General features: G+C 66.7%; 19 protein-coding genes. 10 read left to right on the top strand and 9 right to left on the bottom strand.

Annotation, left to right across the window (positions count from 1 at the left end; genetic code table 11):
• Nucleotides 1-90: 90 nt before the first annotated feature.
• From JWN03_RS03950 to JWN03_RS03940, 3 genes are all read right to left on the bottom strand, one after another.
• The gene (locus JWN03_RS03950; RefSeq protein ID WP_297609808.1) at nt 91-1,314 is read right to left on the bottom strand and encodes a hypothetical protein; all 1,224 of its coding nucleotides are present in this window, start codon (nt 1,312-1,314) and stop codon (nt 91-93) included.
• Nucleotides 1,311-1,532 carry a hypothetical protein gene (locus tag JWN03_RS03945; protein ID WP_297609806.1) on the bottom strand — a complete coding sequence of 74 codons (222 nt, stop codon included), beginning with the start codon at nt 1,530-1,532 and terminating at the stop codon, nt 1,311-1,313. Before JWN03_RS03945 ends, JWN03_RS03950 begins: the two co-directional genes overlap by 4 nt.
• Before the next feature lie 112 nt (nt 1,533-1,644).
• Entirely contained in the window at nt 1,645-1,797 is a 153-nt protein-coding gene (locus tag JWN03_RS03940) for a hypothetical protein (protein WP_297609804.1), read from the bottom strand.
• A 197-nt stretch (nt 1,798-1,994) separates the two neighbouring features.
• On the opposite strand from JWN03_RS03940, the gene JWN03_RS03935 reads away from it, so the two are divergent.
• Complete coding sequence (locus JWN03_RS03935) at nt 1,995-3,125, top strand: glycosyltransferase (protein WP_297609802.1); 1,131 nt, start codon at nt 1,995-1,997, stop codon at nt 3,123-3,125.
• A gap of 264 nt (nt 3,126-3,389) precedes the next feature.
• On the opposite strand, the gene JWN03_RS03930 is transcribed toward JWN03_RS03935, so the two are convergent.
• The gene (locus JWN03_RS03930) at nt 3,390-4,505 is read right to left on the bottom strand and encodes a hypothetical protein (RefSeq protein ID WP_297609800.1); all 1,116 of its coding nucleotides are present in this window, start codon (nt 4,503-4,505) and stop codon (nt 3,390-3,392) included.
• Between the two features lie 105 nt (nt 4,506-4,610).
• Entirely contained in the window at nt 4,611-4,967 is a 357-nt protein-coding gene (locus JWN03_RS03925) for an ArsR/SmtB family transcription factor (RefSeq protein ID WP_297609797.1), read from the bottom strand.
• Between the two features lie 91 nt (nt 4,968-5,058).
• Between JWN03_RS03925 and JWN03_RS03920 the strand changes: the two genes are divergently transcribed.
• The 5 genes from JWN03_RS03920 to JWN03_RS03900 all read left to right on the top strand — a co-directional run bounded on the left by JWN03_RS03920 (nt 5,059) and on the right by JWN03_RS03900 (nt 9,374).
• The gene (locus JWN03_RS03920) at nt 5,059-5,844 is read left to right on the top strand and encodes an SDR family oxidoreductase (RefSeq protein WP_297609795.1); all 786 of its coding nucleotides are present in this window, start codon (nt 5,059-5,061) and stop codon (nt 5,842-5,844) included.
• Nucleotides 5,845-5,987: 143 nt separating this feature from the next.
• A complete protein-coding gene (locus JWN03_RS03915) occupies nt 5,988-6,497 on the top strand; it encodes a hypothetical protein (protein ID WP_297609793.1) in 510 nt (169 codons plus the stop codon).
• Between the two features lie 25 nt (nt 6,498-6,522).
• Complete coding sequence (locus JWN03_RS03910; protein ID WP_297609792.1) at nt 6,523-7,080, top strand: AAA family ATPase; 558 nt, start codon at nt 6,523-6,525, stop codon at nt 7,078-7,080.
• Between the two features lie 203 nt (nt 7,081-7,283).
• Nucleotides 7,284-8,081 (top strand): slipin family protein, encoded by a 798-nt coding sequence (locus tag JWN03_RS03905; protein WP_441342932.1) that lies wholly within the window; start codon nt 7,284-7,286, stop codon nt 8,079-8,081.
• A gap of 66 nt (nt 8,082-8,147) precedes the next feature.
• Nucleotides 8,148-9,374, top strand: coding sequence for an MFS transporter (locus JWN03_RS03900; RefSeq protein WP_297609786.1), 1,227 nt, complete (start codon nt 8,148-8,150; stop codon nt 9,372-9,374).
• Between the two features lie 37 nt (nt 9,375-9,411).
• Here JWN03_RS03900 and JWN03_RS03895 read toward each other — a convergent pair whose 3' ends face one another.
• The 3 genes from JWN03_RS03895 to JWN03_RS03885 all read right to left on the bottom strand — a co-directional run bounded on the left by JWN03_RS03895 (nt 9,412) and on the right by JWN03_RS03885 (nt 11,414).
• A complete protein-coding gene (locus JWN03_RS03895) occupies nt 9,412-9,612 on the bottom strand; it encodes a hypothetical protein (RefSeq protein WP_297609784.1) in 201 nt (66 codons plus the stop codon).
• Nucleotides 9,613-9,748: 136 nt separating this feature from the next.
• A complete protein-coding gene (locus tag JWN03_RS03890; protein ID WP_441342931.1) occupies nt 9,749-11,149 on the bottom strand; it encodes an amidase in 1,401 nt (466 codons plus the stop codon).
• 64 nt (nt 11,150-11,213) lie between these two features.
• Complete coding sequence (locus tag JWN03_RS03885; RefSeq protein ID WP_297609780.1) at nt 11,214-11,414, bottom strand: hypothetical protein; 201 nt, start codon at nt 11,412-11,414, stop codon at nt 11,214-11,216.
• 83 nt (nt 11,415-11,497) lie between these two features.
• On the opposite strand from JWN03_RS03885, the gene JWN03_RS03880 reads away from it, so the two are divergent.
• Entirely contained in the window at nt 11,498-12,022 is a 525-nt protein-coding gene (locus JWN03_RS03880; RefSeq protein WP_297609778.1) for a hypothetical protein, read from the top strand.
• 124 nt (nt 12,023-12,146) lie between these two features.
• Here JWN03_RS03880 and JWN03_RS03875 read toward each other — a convergent pair whose 3' ends face one another.
• Nucleotides 12,147-12,764 carry a TetR/AcrR family transcriptional regulator gene (locus tag JWN03_RS03875; protein WP_297609776.1) on the bottom strand — a complete coding sequence of 206 codons (618 nt, stop codon included), beginning with the start codon at nt 12,762-12,764 and terminating at the stop codon, nt 12,147-12,149.
• A 96-nt stretch (nt 12,765-12,860) separates the two neighbouring features.
• Here JWN03_RS03875 and JWN03_RS03870 point away from each other — a divergent pair, with 96 nt between their 5' ends.
• The 3 genes from JWN03_RS03870 (at nt 12,861) to JWN03_RS03860 (ending at nt 15,821) form a co-directional block, all read left to right on the top strand.
• Nucleotides 12,861-13,643: an SDR family NAD(P)-dependent oxidoreductase gene (locus tag JWN03_RS03870; protein WP_297609774.1), complete on the top strand. Its 783-nt coding sequence runs from the start codon at nt 12,861-12,863 to the stop codon at nt 13,641-13,643.
• A gap of 61 nt (nt 13,644-13,704) precedes the next feature.
• Nucleotides 13,705-14,337: a hemerythrin domain-containing protein gene (locus tag JWN03_RS03865; protein WP_297609771.1), complete on the top strand. Its 633-nt coding sequence runs from the start codon at nt 13,705-13,707 to the stop codon at nt 14,335-14,337.
• A 26-nt stretch (nt 14,338-14,363) separates the two neighbouring features.
• A complete protein-coding gene (locus JWN03_RS03860; RefSeq protein WP_297609768.1) occupies nt 14,364-15,821 on the top strand; it encodes an MDR family MFS transporter in 1,458 nt (485 codons plus the stop codon).
• The last annotated feature ends 194 nt before the right edge of the window (nt 15,822-16,015 follow it).

Raw genomic sequence — 16,015 nt, 5'->3', positions numbered from 1 at the left:
GCCGCGTTCGTGCAGGTCAGTGCACTGCGGGACCGAATGCCCCGCCAGACGCTGCTGATCGATCACTGTGCACGAAATGCAGTGCCGCGCTCAGTGCGTGATCTGCAGGGTGGCCGTGAGCGCCGACAGTTGTTCTCCCAGGCCCAGATCCGTCACGTGCTGCTCCACCGCGTGCCGCTCGGCATCGGGTAGCCCCGACCACGCGTCGCCGATCCGCGATTGTGCGTCGGGCTCGGCGATCGCGAGCACTCGCAGCAACGGAGGCCACAGGTGGGCGGCGGTCAGCACCTCGGGCAGCCGCGCCAGCACGTCACTCTCGAAGTGCGACACCTTCCCACCCATGCGGCGAGTGATCACCGGATCGGTGCGTTCGGCCAATTCCAGCAGTCCGCGCCACACCGCCGCTTCGACATTGCCGTCGATCGCGGCCGCCACGGCATCGATCGTGTCCGTTTCGGCGAGCACGGGATTGGCGGCGAGCAGATCCAGCGCGGCCGGACTCAATTCACCGATGAACCGCATCGTCTCCGGCACCGCACCGGCGGTGATGAATGCGCGAACGAGCTCCCCGACGTCCTCGGTGGATCCGGTGTCGAACAGGATGTCGCCGATGCCCACGATTACATCGGTCTCGCAGCGCGAGAACACCGACAGCGCGGCCAGTTGCAGCTCGGTGGAGCCGTTCAGAATGGTCTGCACCAGCCGCGGAATCCGCTGCTCGATCCCGTCGAGCAGATGCCGCACCACCATGCTGATGCTCTCGCTGGAGTAGGCGTACGCGGCCGAGCGGATCAATCCCTCGTCGTCGTGGGTGCCCTTCTCCACCGCGCGGATCAATTCCGGTGTGGCATAGGCGAGGAACGGCCCGGCGGTCACATAGTCCCCGCGCCGCAGCATCTCGTTCACGATTTCGACGACCGGCCCCGGCGGCGCCACATCGGCGAGCTGCCCGACGGTGTGCGGATCCATATACGGCGCACCGTCGGCGGCATACGACGGTTTCAGCATGCCGACCGCCTCGGCCGCCTTGCGCGGATGATCGACACCGATCGCACCCGCCGCCCGCCCGGCGATCAGGGGCGGCACAATGCGCTGCACGAGCGGCAGCGAAATGCTCAGCGGAATGATCGGCACCAGCATGCTCAGTCGCGAGAAGGTCGCATTGTGCTGGGCGAAGATCACTTTCGCCATGCGTTCCTGCAGTTCGTGCAGGTTCTTCGCACCCAGCTTCTCGAGGTGCTCGAGCCGTTCGACGGGTACGTGCAGCGTCCGGGACAGCAGCGTGATCTGCGCCCGGGTGACCAGATCGCTCATCCGAGCTTGTTCCCGAACATGATCTTCTTGGCCGCGGTGCTCAGCGGCCACGGCAGCGCACCGACGGTTTTATCGACGGCCGCCACCATATCGGCGGTCTCGGTGCGCTGCGCCTGCCGGAAAACCTGCAGCAGATCGGCGGTTTCGGCTTCCGACAGCAGATCGAGCGCAGCCAGTGGCCCACCCAATTCCCGCTCGAGTTCGGCTCTGGCTTCCACGATGTCCCCTGTTCCCCGAATGACCCGGATCACTCCGGTTTTCGTGTACCAAGGTCTACCAAGATCGCCTGCACCGCGCCAGTCCAGAATTTCCGGCGGAAACCGTTGTCGTTCACCGCAGACCGGCCCCGATCGCATCGGCCGCCCGCAAGGCCATGGCCATAATGGTGACCTGAGGATTGACGCCGAGCGAGGTCAGCACCACCGAATGGAACGGCAGCACTGCGGCCGCGAATCGCGGTGGGATGAAGGGTGGCAAGATCACAGGTCAAGCGGTCGGACCAGTTGCCGGTGCGTGTCCGCATCGGTGGTTCCACTCTTCACCATCATGTTGCTCTGCACCCGGTCCGGCGAACGGCCGATGACGCACCGGATTTCGGCAGGCAGCTTCTTCCGCTGGAGTTCATACGGCGTTGGTTCACCGGGTCCCGCAGGTAACCCGGTGCCCTGCACGATCAGCGAGTGCGCATCGTGCAGCTTGCGAACTTCTACGGTCCGCGCTCCGGGGGGCTGCGCACCGCACTGCATCACCTCGGTGCGGGATACGTCGCCGCCGGACACGAGGTGGTGCTGATCGTCCCCGGCCCGCGCCGTGCCGAGGAGCTGTTGCCCTCGGGTGTTCTGCGAATCACGGTGCCCGCGCCCGCAATTCCGGGGACCGGCGGCTACCGGGCGGCCCATCCGAGGCGGGTGGCCGATGTGCTGGCCGGACTGCGCCCCGACGTACTGGAAGTATCGGATCGATTGACACTGCGCGGTTTCGGCAATTGGGCGCGCCGCCGCGACGTGGCCGGAGTGATGATCTCCCACGAACGTCTCGACCGGCTACTGGGTCAGGTGCTGCCCGGCCCCGCTGCCCGCCGGGCCGCCGACGCCGCCAATCGCCGTACCGCCCAGAACTACGACATCGTCGTCTGCACAACAGAATTCGCGCGTGAGGAGTTCCAGCGCATCGACGTCCCGAACGTGGAGCTGGTACCGCTCGGGGTCGATCTGGACATGTTCACCCCCGACCGCCACGACCACCGCCTGCGCACCGACCTGGGCGCGGACGATCACGCCCTGCTGGTGCACTGCGGCCGCCTCTCGGTGGAGAAACGTGTCGACCGCAGTATCGAAGCCCTGGGCCGACTGCGCCGCGAGGGCGTGCACGCCCGCCTCGTCGTGGCCGGCGAAGGCCCCCGCCGCGAAGCCCTCGAACGCCGCGCCCGCACCATCCCACCCCTGCACGACGGCCTCGCCGCCGTCTACTTCACCGGATTCATCACCGACAGAACCGAATTGGCAACCCTGCTGGCCACCGCCGACGTCTCCCTGGCACCCGGCCCTCACGAAACCTTCGGCCTCGCCGCCCTGGAAGCCCTCGCCGCCGGCACCCCGGTCGTCGCCAGCCGCTCCTCCGCCCTCGCCGACATCGTTACCGCCGACTGCGGCGCAGTAGCCGCCGACCATCCCAACGCCTTCGCCCGAGCAGTCACCGACGTCCTGGCCCGCCCCCTCCAGCAACGCCGCCAGGCAGCCCGCACCCGAGCCGAGCAATTCACCTGGCCCGCAGCAGTTTCCGGCATGCTCGACCTACTCGGCTCCGCATGATCCGCGCGCCGAAGGTGCCGGCGCCACCGTCGTGGAGATACGCGGCAGCCGCGGTTTCCTGCCTACGGGTGGCGCCGGATTTCCGTCAGCAACATCGAGCCGTCGACGCCGGTCGCCCACACGAAGCCTGCTTCACGGGCGCCGAGAATTCCCGGGCAGCGTGGTTCCGTGCGGTTCGTGCAGCAATGTGATCAGCGATGACGGCGGGAGACGTCGTGCCGCGGTGCCCGCGGGGTTCCCTCCGGCCGGGTGGGCGCCGGTGGGTCAGTCCCGGGCTGGGTCGGGGATCCAGGGGATGTAGTCGCGGTCGTCGGATTGGGCGGCGGTGCGAGCCGAGTTGAGTTGGTAGGGGGTGATTCCGCCGGGTTGCCAGGGGCCCACCGAGCCGGAGGTGAGGGCCGAGTCGGACTTGGGGACCAGGCCGATCTCCTTGCGTATCAGGGTGATCGGGCGGTCGGCGAGGGTGAACCAGTCCAGGTCGAGGAAGTCGTGGCTGCCGGTGGTGAGGGCGCCGCGGCGCAGGGCGTCGCCGAGGCGGCCCGCCATACCGGTGGATTGCAGGTGGCCCGCGTCCGCCTCGAACAGGCCCGCCCCGGAACGGAGGTAACCGGTTTCGAACAGCGAGATGACCATGGCGAGGAGGCTGAAGGCGCGCGGGTCGTCATTGGCGCGCGCCATGAAGGCGAACACCTCGATCTCATTTTCGAGGGTGGTGCCGTATCCGGCGAGGACGTGCACCCAGTCGTGCTGGGCGAGCAGCGGCGGCGCGGACCCGGGCAGGCCGGGAGTGACGAAGCCGCGGTCGCGGTAGAAGTCGGCGACACCGCGCCCGAGGGTGCCCATGGGCAGTTCGCGTAGCTGCGCCCAGCGGCCGGCCAGCGCGGGATCGTCGACGACGGCGCTCCAGGAGCTGTCCAGCTCGCTGGTGTGCAGCGCGCTCAGCCGGCTGGTGTCCACACCGCCCAGATATCCGTTGCGGGAGAAGTCGACCGCCGCCAGATCCACCGCACCCTCGGCGTATTTGCGGGCCACCGGGATCATGTCGTCGTCCACGCCCAGCGCGTCCGCGAACTGCTGCAGCTTGTCCGCGACAGTGGGCGGCAGCGGCCGCACCACCAGTGCCGCCAGCAGCATGGTCTGGATGACCCGCTCCCGGAAGATCCTGTTGCGCCGGGTCAAGCCCGCCGCGTAATCCTCCGGGCTGATCGGGTCAAGGTCCGCCAACTCCACCGCATGCCCTGTCAACGACAGAAACAGCGCCGGAATCAGCAACTGCTGCAAGGGAGTCAGCCCCTGCTCGCCCTGCGCGGCGGTCGCCACACCGCGGGCCACCAGTCGCACCTCCGTCGCATCCGGCGGAGTCAGAAGCACATCACTCATCAGTCGAACCCTCCTGGCGTACTGCAAGCCGATCCACGCCATTGTGACCATGAATCACGCATTGCGCGTATCCGGTTCACTCTCGGCGTATGCCCGCGGCGGCCGCTACAGCGTCGAAACATCCACGTGCGTGGCTGATTCCGGCTCCGGTATGCCGATGGGTAGCGCTGCGGCGAGTACGGCATCGAGCAGGCCCGGGAATCTCACCTGAAGCTCCTCGCGGCGCAGCTCGACCAGTTTGGTCCGGCCCTCCCGCCGCTCGCGCGTAATACCGGATTCGCGCAGCACTCGCCAGTGGTGCGTGGCGGTGGGTTTGGTGACGGACAGCGGCAGACTCCCGCAGGTGCGAGCCTGCTCGGCGGCGGCGAGTTCGCGCACGATGAGCATCCGCACGGGGTTGCCCAGCGCGGCCAGGACATTTTCGACCGCGAGCCGATCCAGGTCAGGGTGATAAACGGTCACAGTTAGATTGTATGAGTTCTTTCTAACATTGCAACTGTTGGAGATCTTTCGTACTTTCGAACCGTCAGCAAACTACGGAACGGAAGTACTCATGGATCTGGAACTGCAGGGAACCACCGCCGTCGTGACGGGCGCGAGCCGCGGCATCGGCCTGGCTATCGTGGAAGAACTCGTGGCACAGGGTGTCCGCGTCGCCGCGGGCGCGCGCACCGCGACCGATGAGCTGAAGCGCACCGGCGCGGTGGTGATCACCGCCGATCTCACCACCCCGGAAGGCCCGGCCGACTTCATCGCACAGGCCACCGCCGCCTTGGGCGGGATCGACCTGCTGGTCAACAACCTCGGTGGCGGCGGCGACCACGACCTGCCCGCGACCTTCCTGGAATCCACCGATCAGCAGTGGACCGAGATGTTCGAACTCAACTTCTTCAGCATGGTCCGCACCTCGCGCGCGGCCCTGCCCGCGCTCATCGAACGCGGCGGCGGGCTCATCAATTTCTCCTCGATCACCGCCCGTATCCCGCATACCTCGCCACTCACCTACGCCGCGGCCAAGGGTGCGGTGAGCACCTTCAGCAAAGGCCTCGCCGAGGAGTTCGGCCCGCGCGGCGTCCGGGTCAACACCATCTCCCCCGGCCCGGTTCTCACCGAGCAGTGGACCGGCCCCGACGGCACCGGCGCCAAATTCGCTGCCGCCCGCGGCGTCACCCAGGCCCAGCTGCTGCGCGATATTCCCCGCGAGATGGGCGTCACCACAGGCGAATTCGCGCAACCCCGGCACATTGCCGCCCTGGTCACCTATCTCGCCTCACCACTCGCGGCGGCCATCCACGGCGCGGACTATGTGGTCGACGGCGGTGCGATCAAGACGGTGTGACAAATCCGTGGCGAGCCGTGCGGGGTGAATCTGCGCCGCCGCGTGTTTGTTTCGGTCTCGGCACACAACTGGCAGCACTCGGCGACCGTGCCTAGAATTTATGGTTCGGCCCTCCGGCGTCCCGGCCAGAAGGGGGTAGTCCCATGAATCCCGTCCCGTCACATCCCGCACTCACCGCGGCCCAAGCCCGGCTCGCCGCTTTGGACCAGCAATTTCAGCCCGTCGCCATGATCGAGCACGAGGAAGGCGCCGCCGCAGTGTTGCTGGAGAGCCGCGACTTTCGCGTCATTGTGATCGTCGCGAACCAGGACGGCGAGTGGGTCGCGCCGTCGATTGTTGCCGGCACGCCCCGGCCCACCTCTCGATCACGCCCGGCCCGGACGGCCGAGCACCGGCCGCTGCTGCGCATGAGCAGGTCCCGAGTCCCGCATGCGGATGCGAATGGCGAACGTGCGGACACCAGTTGGTCCGCAGTGCTCGGCACAGCGGCGGCCGATGCGACCACCCTCACCGTCATCTCCACCATCGACAGTTACACCGCGCCGATCGCCTCCAACGGTTTGGCTTTCGCTCTGGTCCGCACACCCACCGGTGAACACCCGCTGATCCACGTCCACACTGCCGACGGCCGCATCCTGCCGGTCCGCTCCTGAATCGGACGGCACTACGGTGGTCACGATGACCACCGATGCCACCCCTACTGCTTCTTCCGGTGTGCTGGTGGTGATTCGCGGCAATTCGGGCTCGGGCAAATCCACCACCGCCGGCACCGTGCAGCACCGCATGGCGCGCAGCACCTGTGTGGTGGTGCCCCAGGATGTGGTGCGCCGCCAAATGACCTGGGAGCCAGAGGCGGAAGGCCGCCTCAACGTGGAATTGATCGAGCACATCGCACTGTTCGCCCTGACACGCGGCCTGGTGGTGATCGTCGAGGGCATTCTGGACACGAAGCGCTACGGCGCCATGCTCGAGCGCTTGGCCGCCGCCGCGGCGCACAGTCTGCTGTACGCCTTCGACCTCACCCTGGAAGAAACCCTCATCCGTCATGCCGGACGACCACTGGCAGCGCAGGTTTCGCCCGACATGCTCGCGGAGTGGTATCACGGCTGGCAGCCCTTGGGATTCGCCGCCGAGACCAGAATCGACTCCGGCTGGTCGCTCGAGGCGATCGCCGACCGGATCCACGGCGACATCACCGCTCGTCTCGGGTCGCCGCGGCACGAACCAACTGCCTGACCGGCCGCACAGCGCGGAGGATGCCGCGGGAGCATACTGAAAGCAGTCGGCCGGGATAGCTTCCGGCGAATCGCGGTGCATAAATCCCAATAGCTACGACACCTCTAGCGGCGGCCGGCCACCGATTCTGGTGAGGAGAAGTCGTGAAAGCCGTCATCGGGGTGGTCGTAGTCCTCGTGATCGTGCTGCTGATCGTGGTAGCAATGTCGATCCGGGTGATTTTCCAGTATCAGCGGGGTGTGCACTTCCGGCTCGGGAAGGTGATCGGCGTCCGGGAACCCGGGCTGAATCTGATCATTCCGATCCTGGACCGGCTGATGAAGGTGTCCATGCGGATCGTCACCATGCCGATCCAGTCGCAGGGCATCATCACCCGCGACAATGTCAGCGTCGATATTTCCGCGGTCGCCTACTTCCGGGTGGTGGACGCGGAGAAATCCGTTGTCGCGATCGAGAATGTGTACTCAGCCATCGATCAGATCGCGCAGACCACCCTGCGCAAGGTGGTCGGCAAGCACAGCCTCGATCAGGCGCTCTCCGATACCGACAGCATCAATGCCGATATCCGTGAGATCCTCGACCTCACCACATTGGACTGGGGTGTGGAGGTCACGCTGGTCGAGCTCAAGGACATTCAGCTGCCCGACAGCATGAAGCGCGCCATGGCCAAGCAGGCCGAAGCGGAGCGCGAGAAGAGAGCGAAAATCATTGCGGCCGAGGGTGAATCGCTGGCAGCAGCGGCGCTCGGCGACGCGTCCGACATCATGATGGCGCATCCCCTCGCCCTGCAACTACGCAATCTGCAGACACTGATCGAGATCGGCGTCGACAAGAACACCACCGTGGTCTTCCCGGCACAGCTGATGAGCACCATGAACGACATCGGGGCCTTCTTCGCCCGGGAAACCACCGCAGCCGCCACCCCGATCGTGTCCGGATCGCCGCCGGTGACCGTACCTGCGGTGCCGGTGCACAACGGAGCAGGAGACACCACGCAATAGCCGTCACTACGGCCGCCCACTCGATCACCGAGCGGTCCGCCTCCGGGACTGGCAGACTCGTCCACCATGACCCGGCCGCGCGACCCGAGTCCGCCCGCCCGCCGGGCGAAGTGGCTGACACCCAATGTCCGAGTGCTGTCCGGGGTGAGTTTGCTCCAGGACACCGCGAGCGAACTGCTGTACCCGATCCTGCCGATCTTCCTCACGGTCACCCTGGGCGCCCCGGTGGCAGTGGTCGGCGTGGTGGAGGGTGTGGCCGAAGGCATTGCCGCGCTGACCAAGATCGTCGCCGGGCGACTCGGCGATCGATATGCCAAGCGCCCGTTGATCGCGGCGGGCTACGGCCTTGCGGCTGTGGGAAAGGTCCTGCTTGCGGTCGCGGGCAGTTGGCCGCTGGTCCTGGCGGGGCGCGCGGTCGACCGTGTCGGGAAGGGAATTCGCGGCGCGCCGCGAGATGCGCTGCTGATGGTCGACGCCGACCCCGCGTACCGGGGCCGGATCTTCGGATTCCACCGCGCGTCGGATACGGCGGGTGCGGTCCTGGGTCCCGCGATCGGCCTCGGACTCTACGAGGCATTCGACCATGCCATCCGCCCGCTGTTGCTGATCGCCGTCGTCCCGGCGGTGCTTTCGGTGGTGCTGGTGGCCGCGATCCGCGAAAACCGCACTCCGGCAAGGGTTTCACCGGCAGCGGTCGCCGGCGCGGCAGCATCGGAACCGTTGCCGTCGCGGCTGCGCCTACTGATCGGCGCGCTGACCGTGTTCTCACTGGTCAACTTCGCGGACGCGCTATTGCTGCTGCGCGCATACGAACTCGGCCTATCGACGGCGGGGGTGATCTGCGCGTACATCTGCTACAACATCGCCTACGCGGGACTCGCCTACCCGGCCGGTGCACTCTCGGATCGCATTCCCCGCCACCTGGTCTTCGCGCTCGGGCTCGTCTGCTTCGCGGTGGGGTACATCGGACTCGGCCTGGTCGATTCACCGGCCTGGGTGTTCCTGGTGCTGCCGATCTACGGTGGATTCGCCGCCGCCACCGATGGCGTCGGCAAAGCCTGGGTGTCCGACCTCGCCCCACCGCTCCGCCAAGCCGCCGCGCAGGGTCTGTATCAGGGCCTCACCGGTGGCGCGGTCCTGATTGCCGGGATCTGGGCCGGTCTGGCATGGCAGGGCACCGGACAACTTCCGCTGCTGATTTCCGGTGTCATCGGCCTGGCGCTGGCCGCCGCCCTCGTGGTCGGCGGCCGCCACTTGGCCCCGGCCGTGCCCGAAACAGCAGTCGCACGCTGATCATTGCGGCACAGGGTGGTCCGCACAGCGGCTGTTCTCACGAACTGGGCTGCGGCAGATCGCAACTGGTCACCTTGGGATTGAGGCCGGTGTAGTTCAGCGGCCCGGCGAGCACGGTCAGGCCGATGGTGCCGAAGTCGGCGCAGTTATCGGAAATATGAGTGAAGTAGTCGCGCTGCCCGGCCGCCACCGCCCCGATGATCAGCCACGCGAACACCAGCAATGAACCGAGCCGCATGTCGAATCTCCCTGTGCTGGGCCACTTCCTCTCACGAGCATGCCAGAACCGGAAGCGGTGCGTTCGTCACCGCCGGTCCGCCCCGAGTGTCCGGCCCCACTGCGGGCCGCCGCACCCCGTTACCGCGGGCTAATTCTCAGTACGCCAGGGTGGGGAACCGGTGCGCCGCTTCGAGTTCGTAGGCGGTCTCGATCAGGGTTCGCTCATCGCCGTAGGCCGCCGAGAGCTGGACGCCGATCGGGACGCCCTCGGCCGCCATGCCCATGGGCAGTGAGATGGCCGGCGTGCCCGCCACATTATTGATCGGTGTGAAGCCGACATAGCTCATCAGCCGGTGCAGCAGCTCATCGAATTCGATTGTCGGGCTGAGGTATCCGAGCTTCGGGGTGATATGGCTGAGCACGGGCGAGAGCACCAGCTCGTGCTTGGCGAACATTCCCGCCACTGTGTCCGCGGTCTTGCGCAGCCGCCACAGTGCACCGGGCGTGTGGTGCAGCGTGGCCCGGTGATGGGCGCGCAGCCCGCGCGTGAGGCCGTCGAGCTTGCTCGAATCGAAGGACCGGTCGAAGGTGAGCTTGCCGGTGCTGGCGGCCAAATCGGCCAGCAGCGACCAGAGTTGGACAAAATCGTGCGCCCACTGGGTGGTGATCGGCAGCTCGATCGGCTCGACCCGATGCCCGGCCTGCTCCAGCAGCGTCGCGGTGTGCAGGACGGCCGCCCGGGTCTGCTCGTCGATGCCTTCGCCGATGATGGTGTCCAGCACCAGGCCGATGCGCAGTCGCCTGCGGGCCGGACCGAGCACCGTGCCGATCGGCGTCAGCGCCGGATTGCGCCGGTAGTCCTCGATGGCCGCGAGATAGGCGGCGGTATCGCGCACCGTGCGGGTGAGCACGCCCTCGGAGACGATATTGATCGGCATGGTCCGCGCCATCTCGCCGTCGATATGCCTGCCCCGGCTCGGCTTGAGTCCGACCAGCCCGGCGCACGCGGCCGGAATCCGAATGGACCCGCCGCCGTCATTGGCGTGCGCGATCGGCACCACCCCCGAAGCCACCAGTGCCGCCGACCCGCCGGAGGACGCGCCGACCGAATACTCGGTGTCCCAGGGATTGTGGACCGGCTCCTCGGTCATGAATTCCGTCGAGGGACTGAACCCGAACTCCGGCAACCGGGACTTGCCCAGCACCGTCACACCGGTACTGAGCAGCTGCTGGGTGAACGCGCCGTCCTTGCGCGCTGGCCGAGCGCGAAACGCCTCACTGCCGTGATCGGTCGGCACGCCCCGCACATCGGTGTTGTCCTTCACGAAGGTCGGCACGCCGAACAGCGCAGCCGCCTTGTCCTCGCCATACCTCGGACTGTCGAAGATGGCGTGGGCAACCGCATGCAGCGTCGGATCGACCTGCTGGGCCCGGGCCACCGCGGCCGCGGCCAATTCCTCGGCCGTGGTCGCGCCGGTGCGAATCGCCTCGGCCAAGGCGACCGCGTCGTGCCGGCCGAGCGCATCATCACCGAAGCTATCTAGACGATTGTCCATCATCTGCCGAGCATAGGTTCTGCACTGCTCGACAGATAGACATCAGCAAGGGTGCGGTCCGAGGTCACGGGCGAGTGGAGTGGTCCGTGGCCGGGCGCAGGCCTTCGAGCGGTTCGATCAGTGTGCGTCCCATAGCATTACGGGCACCCTGTTTGTCCTCGGCACGAGTAATCGCCGGCGCGGCCGCGGCGAGCGCCCCATACATCGCGGTCGCGAGTGCATCGACATCGGCGGTGACGATCGACCGGTCCTCCGCAAGCGCCACTTTGAGCACACCCTCGACATGCTGCCGAACACCTCCATACTGGGCGAACCAGCTACCGGACAACCGGAGAGGAACACTCGGAAATGGCCGTGCGAAAGATCCCGTGGACCGATATCCGCCATCTGCCGCAGCTCGTGCGGCACAGCTGGCGGCGGAACCGCGCCGGTGGTGGCGAACCGGCCGATTTCACGCTCACGCTGGGCTGGCAGCGCGGGCCCGCGGCGCAGGCCGCGGGCCCGTACCTGTTCAGCCTCACCCAATTCACGCCGGCCAAGACCGCCGACGTACTGGCGATCTGGTTCGCCGGGACGAGCCTGGCCGATCAGCTCATTCGAATCGACGGCGCGGTCGGTGTCACGAGCTACATTCGGCCCGCCCGTCACCGTCAGCTCGGCTCGCTGTCGGTATGGACCGGCGACAGCGGGTTGGAGGCCTTCATGTCGCTGCCCGACCACGTCGAGATCATGAACGAATACCGGCCGCGCGGCCTCCCGATTCGATCCGCAACATGGTGGTCCGACAACCTCGACGTCGACTCCGCAGTGATCCGAGGTCTCCACCTTCTGGACACCAACGACACCCAGCGAGTCGCTCTGCCCAGGACATAGCCCGCCCTGGCCTGGCGGTCTTCGACCACTGCGCCGCCAATATCACCGGCCTAACCGGCCACGACAATCTTCCACTGCGGCAGAGCGTTCCAGGACCGGGCAATACTCCCAATGCTCGTCCGAGCTATGCGTTTGCTCCGAGTACGGTGGCCGCGATCCCGGCGATCACCGGGACGGCGTCGAACAGATCGCCTTCCGGTCCGGCCATGGTATCGAACGTCTCGAAGCTGGTGAGGGCCAACAGGATACGCACCCGCTGATCGGTGTCGTCGTCCGGTGAGTTCCCACCCGTGGTGGCGAAGGGGGCTGACAATACCGCCAGGCCTTCGCGGCGTCGCTCGTCGCGGGCGCTGATGACCGCGTGGACTTCGGCGTCGAGTGCGGCCAGGGCGCGCAGTCGCCGCATGGCGGGGCGGTCGGCTTCCCAGAATCGCGCGAAACAGGCAATGAACTCGGCCAGCGCCGCGAGTGGTTCGGGATTGGTGAATGCCTTGACCAGTTCGGACAGGCCGCCGGCTACGCCGAGATCATCGCACACCGCTTCCAGCAGGCCCGTTTTCGACTTGAACTGGTAGTAGACCGTGGCGCGGGCCACGTCCGCGCGCTTGGCTACCGCATCCAGCGTGAATCCGGTGTAGCTATCGGCCTCACCCAGCACTGCCCGGGCGGCATCGAGAACCTGCCGGCGACTCTGCTCGATCTGCGCGGTGCGCTTCCCCAGGTTGTACTGGCGTGGGCTCATGGCCTTGACAGTACCTGGCGAACCTGATTCATTCATACAGACAGTCTAACTAAATTGAATCGTCACGGGATACCCGTACGGCGAAGGGACAGTGGTGTGACTACACCGGAACTTGTAGTGATGGCCGACCATCCAGATCTGGCGGGCAAGACCGCCGTGGTGACCGGCGGTTCCCGCGGAATCGGCGCGGCGACCGCTGCCGCGCTGGCCCGCAACGGTGTCGCGGTGGCCGTGGTGGGCCGCGACCACGCCGCGTTGGACGGCGTCGCGACCGCGATTACCGACGCGGGTGGCCGGGCCCTGCCGGCCGTGGCCGATTGCACGTCCGAACCCGATCTGGAACGGGTACGCGCTCTGGTCCTGGACCGATTCGGTGGGGTCGACATCGTGATCGCCTTCGCCGGTGGTTACGGCCGACCGGTGCCCTCGAGCGAGGAGACCGCCGAACATTGGCGGTACGTGGTGGATTCCGACCTCACGGCGACCTTCCTGACCATCTCGACATTCCTGCCGGAGCTGACCGCTGCCCGCGGCACCGTCGTCACCATGGCGTCATCCTCGGCCCGGCAGGCCACCCCGGCCTCGGCCGCCTACGCGGCAGCCAAGTCGGGCGTGGTCGGGATGAGCCGCCATCTGGCCAAAGAGCTCGCGCCGCAAGGGGTTCGGGTCAACTGCGTGTCGCCCGCCACGATCGAGCACGAGCGCATGCGGCGCTTCATGTCCGACGAACAACGGCAGCACCTGCTGCGCGGCTTCCCGCTCGGACGGCTGGGCACACCCGACGACGTCGCCTCCGCGACGCTGTTCCTCGCCTCCGCCGCGTCGTCATGGATCACCGGCGTCACCCTCGACGTCGCGGGCGGCTCGGTCATGCCGTGAGTACTCGTCCCTGAACATGTAATAGCCCAAATACGCTCCACGAGAACGGTTTCAGATCACCATGAACAACCACAGACCGACCACGACAATCGACTTCTTCGGAATGTATCTGGCCCACGACGCCTGCATGCGCGACCTGATACGCCTCACGGCCGCCGTAGCCGAAGATCGTCTTACCGAGCCGTCCGTGCAGATCGGATGGGAGACGTTCCGACGCCAGCTCGACCGCCATCACAGCACCGAGGACGTCGCGTTGTGGCCGCTGGTGCGCGCCGCGGTCACCGATCCGGCAGACCTGGCGATTCTCGACGATATGGAGTCCGAACACGAGGGCCTCGAGGAATTGCTGGGCAAGGTGGAATTCGGAATGACCGCCGCAGGCAGCGGCCGGGGGTTGCGGTTCGACGTGGACGCACTGGCCGCGGCGCTCGATCTGCACTTCACCCACGAGGAACAGGTGGCATTGCCGCTCATCGACCGCACCGTAGGCGGACGCGGATGGGCGGCCTTCGGTGCGGAAATGCGCAAGCGCAACGGACTTCGCGCCGTGACCGAGTACCTGCCGTGGGCACTCGACGACGCGCCCGCCGAGGCCCAGGCCAAGATGCTCAACTTCCTGCCGACCCCGATTCGCGCCCTTTACAACTACGTGCTGAAACCCCGCTACGCCCGCCCGCGCCGCGGCTGGCTGTAGCCGGGTGATGGTGAGGGACAAGGCAAATGACACAGGCTCCGCCGGTATCGACCGAGTTCGACCCGGCCCTGCGCAAGCTCGTGATCGTGGTGGTCCTCGGCGCGATCATGACGATTCTGGACACCACGATCACCAGCGTGGCCGTGAACACCCTCGGCGCCCAGTTCCATACCTCGCTCACGGCGATCCAATGGGTGCTGACCGGATACACCCTCGCGCTGTCGGCCAGCATCCCGCTGTCGGGGTGGGCGATCGTGCGATTCGGCCCGAAGGCGATGTGGATCGGCTCGCTGCTGGTGTTCATCACCGGATCGGTGCTGTGCGGAATGGCCTGGAACATCACCGCGCTCATCATGTTCCGGCTGCTGCAGGGCTTCGGTGCCGGCATGGTCATGCCGATCGGGCAGACGATGCTGGCCCGCGCCGCCGGACCCGCCCGGATGGGGCGCGTCATGAGCGCGGTCGCGGTGCCCGCGATGCTCGCGCCGATGCTCGGCCCGACGGTCGGTGGTCTGATCCTCGGTCACCTGTCGTGGCGGTGGATGTTCTTCATCAACGTTCCGCTGTGTGCGATCGCGGTCATCGCAGCGATTGCGCTACTGCCGGCCGATCCGGCCCGCGACCACGACACCCGACTGGACATCCTCGGATTGGCGCTGCTGTCACCAGGTTTGGGCGCCCTGGTGTACGGCGCCTCGCAGGCGGGCAGCGGGACGAGTCCGACCGATATCCGTGTCATCGCCGGCGTGCTGACCGGAGTCGTGCTGATCGGCTGCTACGTCCGGCACGCGCACCGCAGGGGTGAGGCAGCGCTGGTCGACGTCCGGTTGCTGCGGGATCGGAACTTCGCCGCGGTCAACGTGATGATGTTCGTCTACATCGGCACCCTGTCCGGTCTGACCGTGCTACTGCCGCTGTATTTTCAGACCGTCCACAACGACAGCCCACTGCGCTCCGGAGCGATGGTCGCACCCCTCGGACTGGGTGCGATCGTGACCACGCTGATCACCGGCAAGCTCAGCGACAGACACTCCCCGCGACCGCTGATCCTCGCCGGACTGCCCGTGGTCCTATCCGGAATCCTCGGTCTCACCCAGATCGGGCCGGATACCAGCGACATCCTGGTCGTGGCAGCAGTGTTCGTGATCGGCCTCGGGCACGGCATGATCATGCCCGCCGCGATGGGCGTCAGCTATCAGACCTTGCGGCACTCTCAAATCCCTTCGGCGACAACCGCTACCAACGTCGGAATTCGCGCAGGCAGCTCGTTCGGTGTCGCGGCGCTGCTGGTGCTGATTCAACGCAATATCGAACATCGGGCCCCCGGGGTCGACGCTTTCACCCGAACGCTCCGAACCGATGAAGTCACCCGGGAATTGACCTACGCGTTCACCCAAACATATTGGTGGGCACTCGCTATCGGGGCTGTCGCGGTCCTACCGGCGTTGCTGCTGCCCCGGCGTGCCGATACATCGCGACGTTAGGCGGTCGACAGGTGGACACGACTATTACGCCCGCGCCTGCTAACAGCAGAAACTACTGGTTGCCGACGATCAGGGGTACGCCGACACAGGAGGTCACCGCTTTGGTCGACTGGACTGCTGGCCCATGCCCCGCCCTATGCCACTAGTTATATAGTACGAGTGGTATAGCTGTCGGAATCGACAGCCACCGTGAC

The organism is Nocardia sp., assembly GCF_025465275.1.
In the GTDB taxonomy this organism is placed as follows: domain Bacteria; phylum Actinomycetota; class Actinomycetes; order Mycobacteriales; family Mycobacteriaceae; genus Nocardia.
The sequence above is the reverse complement of the archived record's forward strand: the minus strand, read 5'-3'. Positions and strand labels throughout refer to the sequence as shown.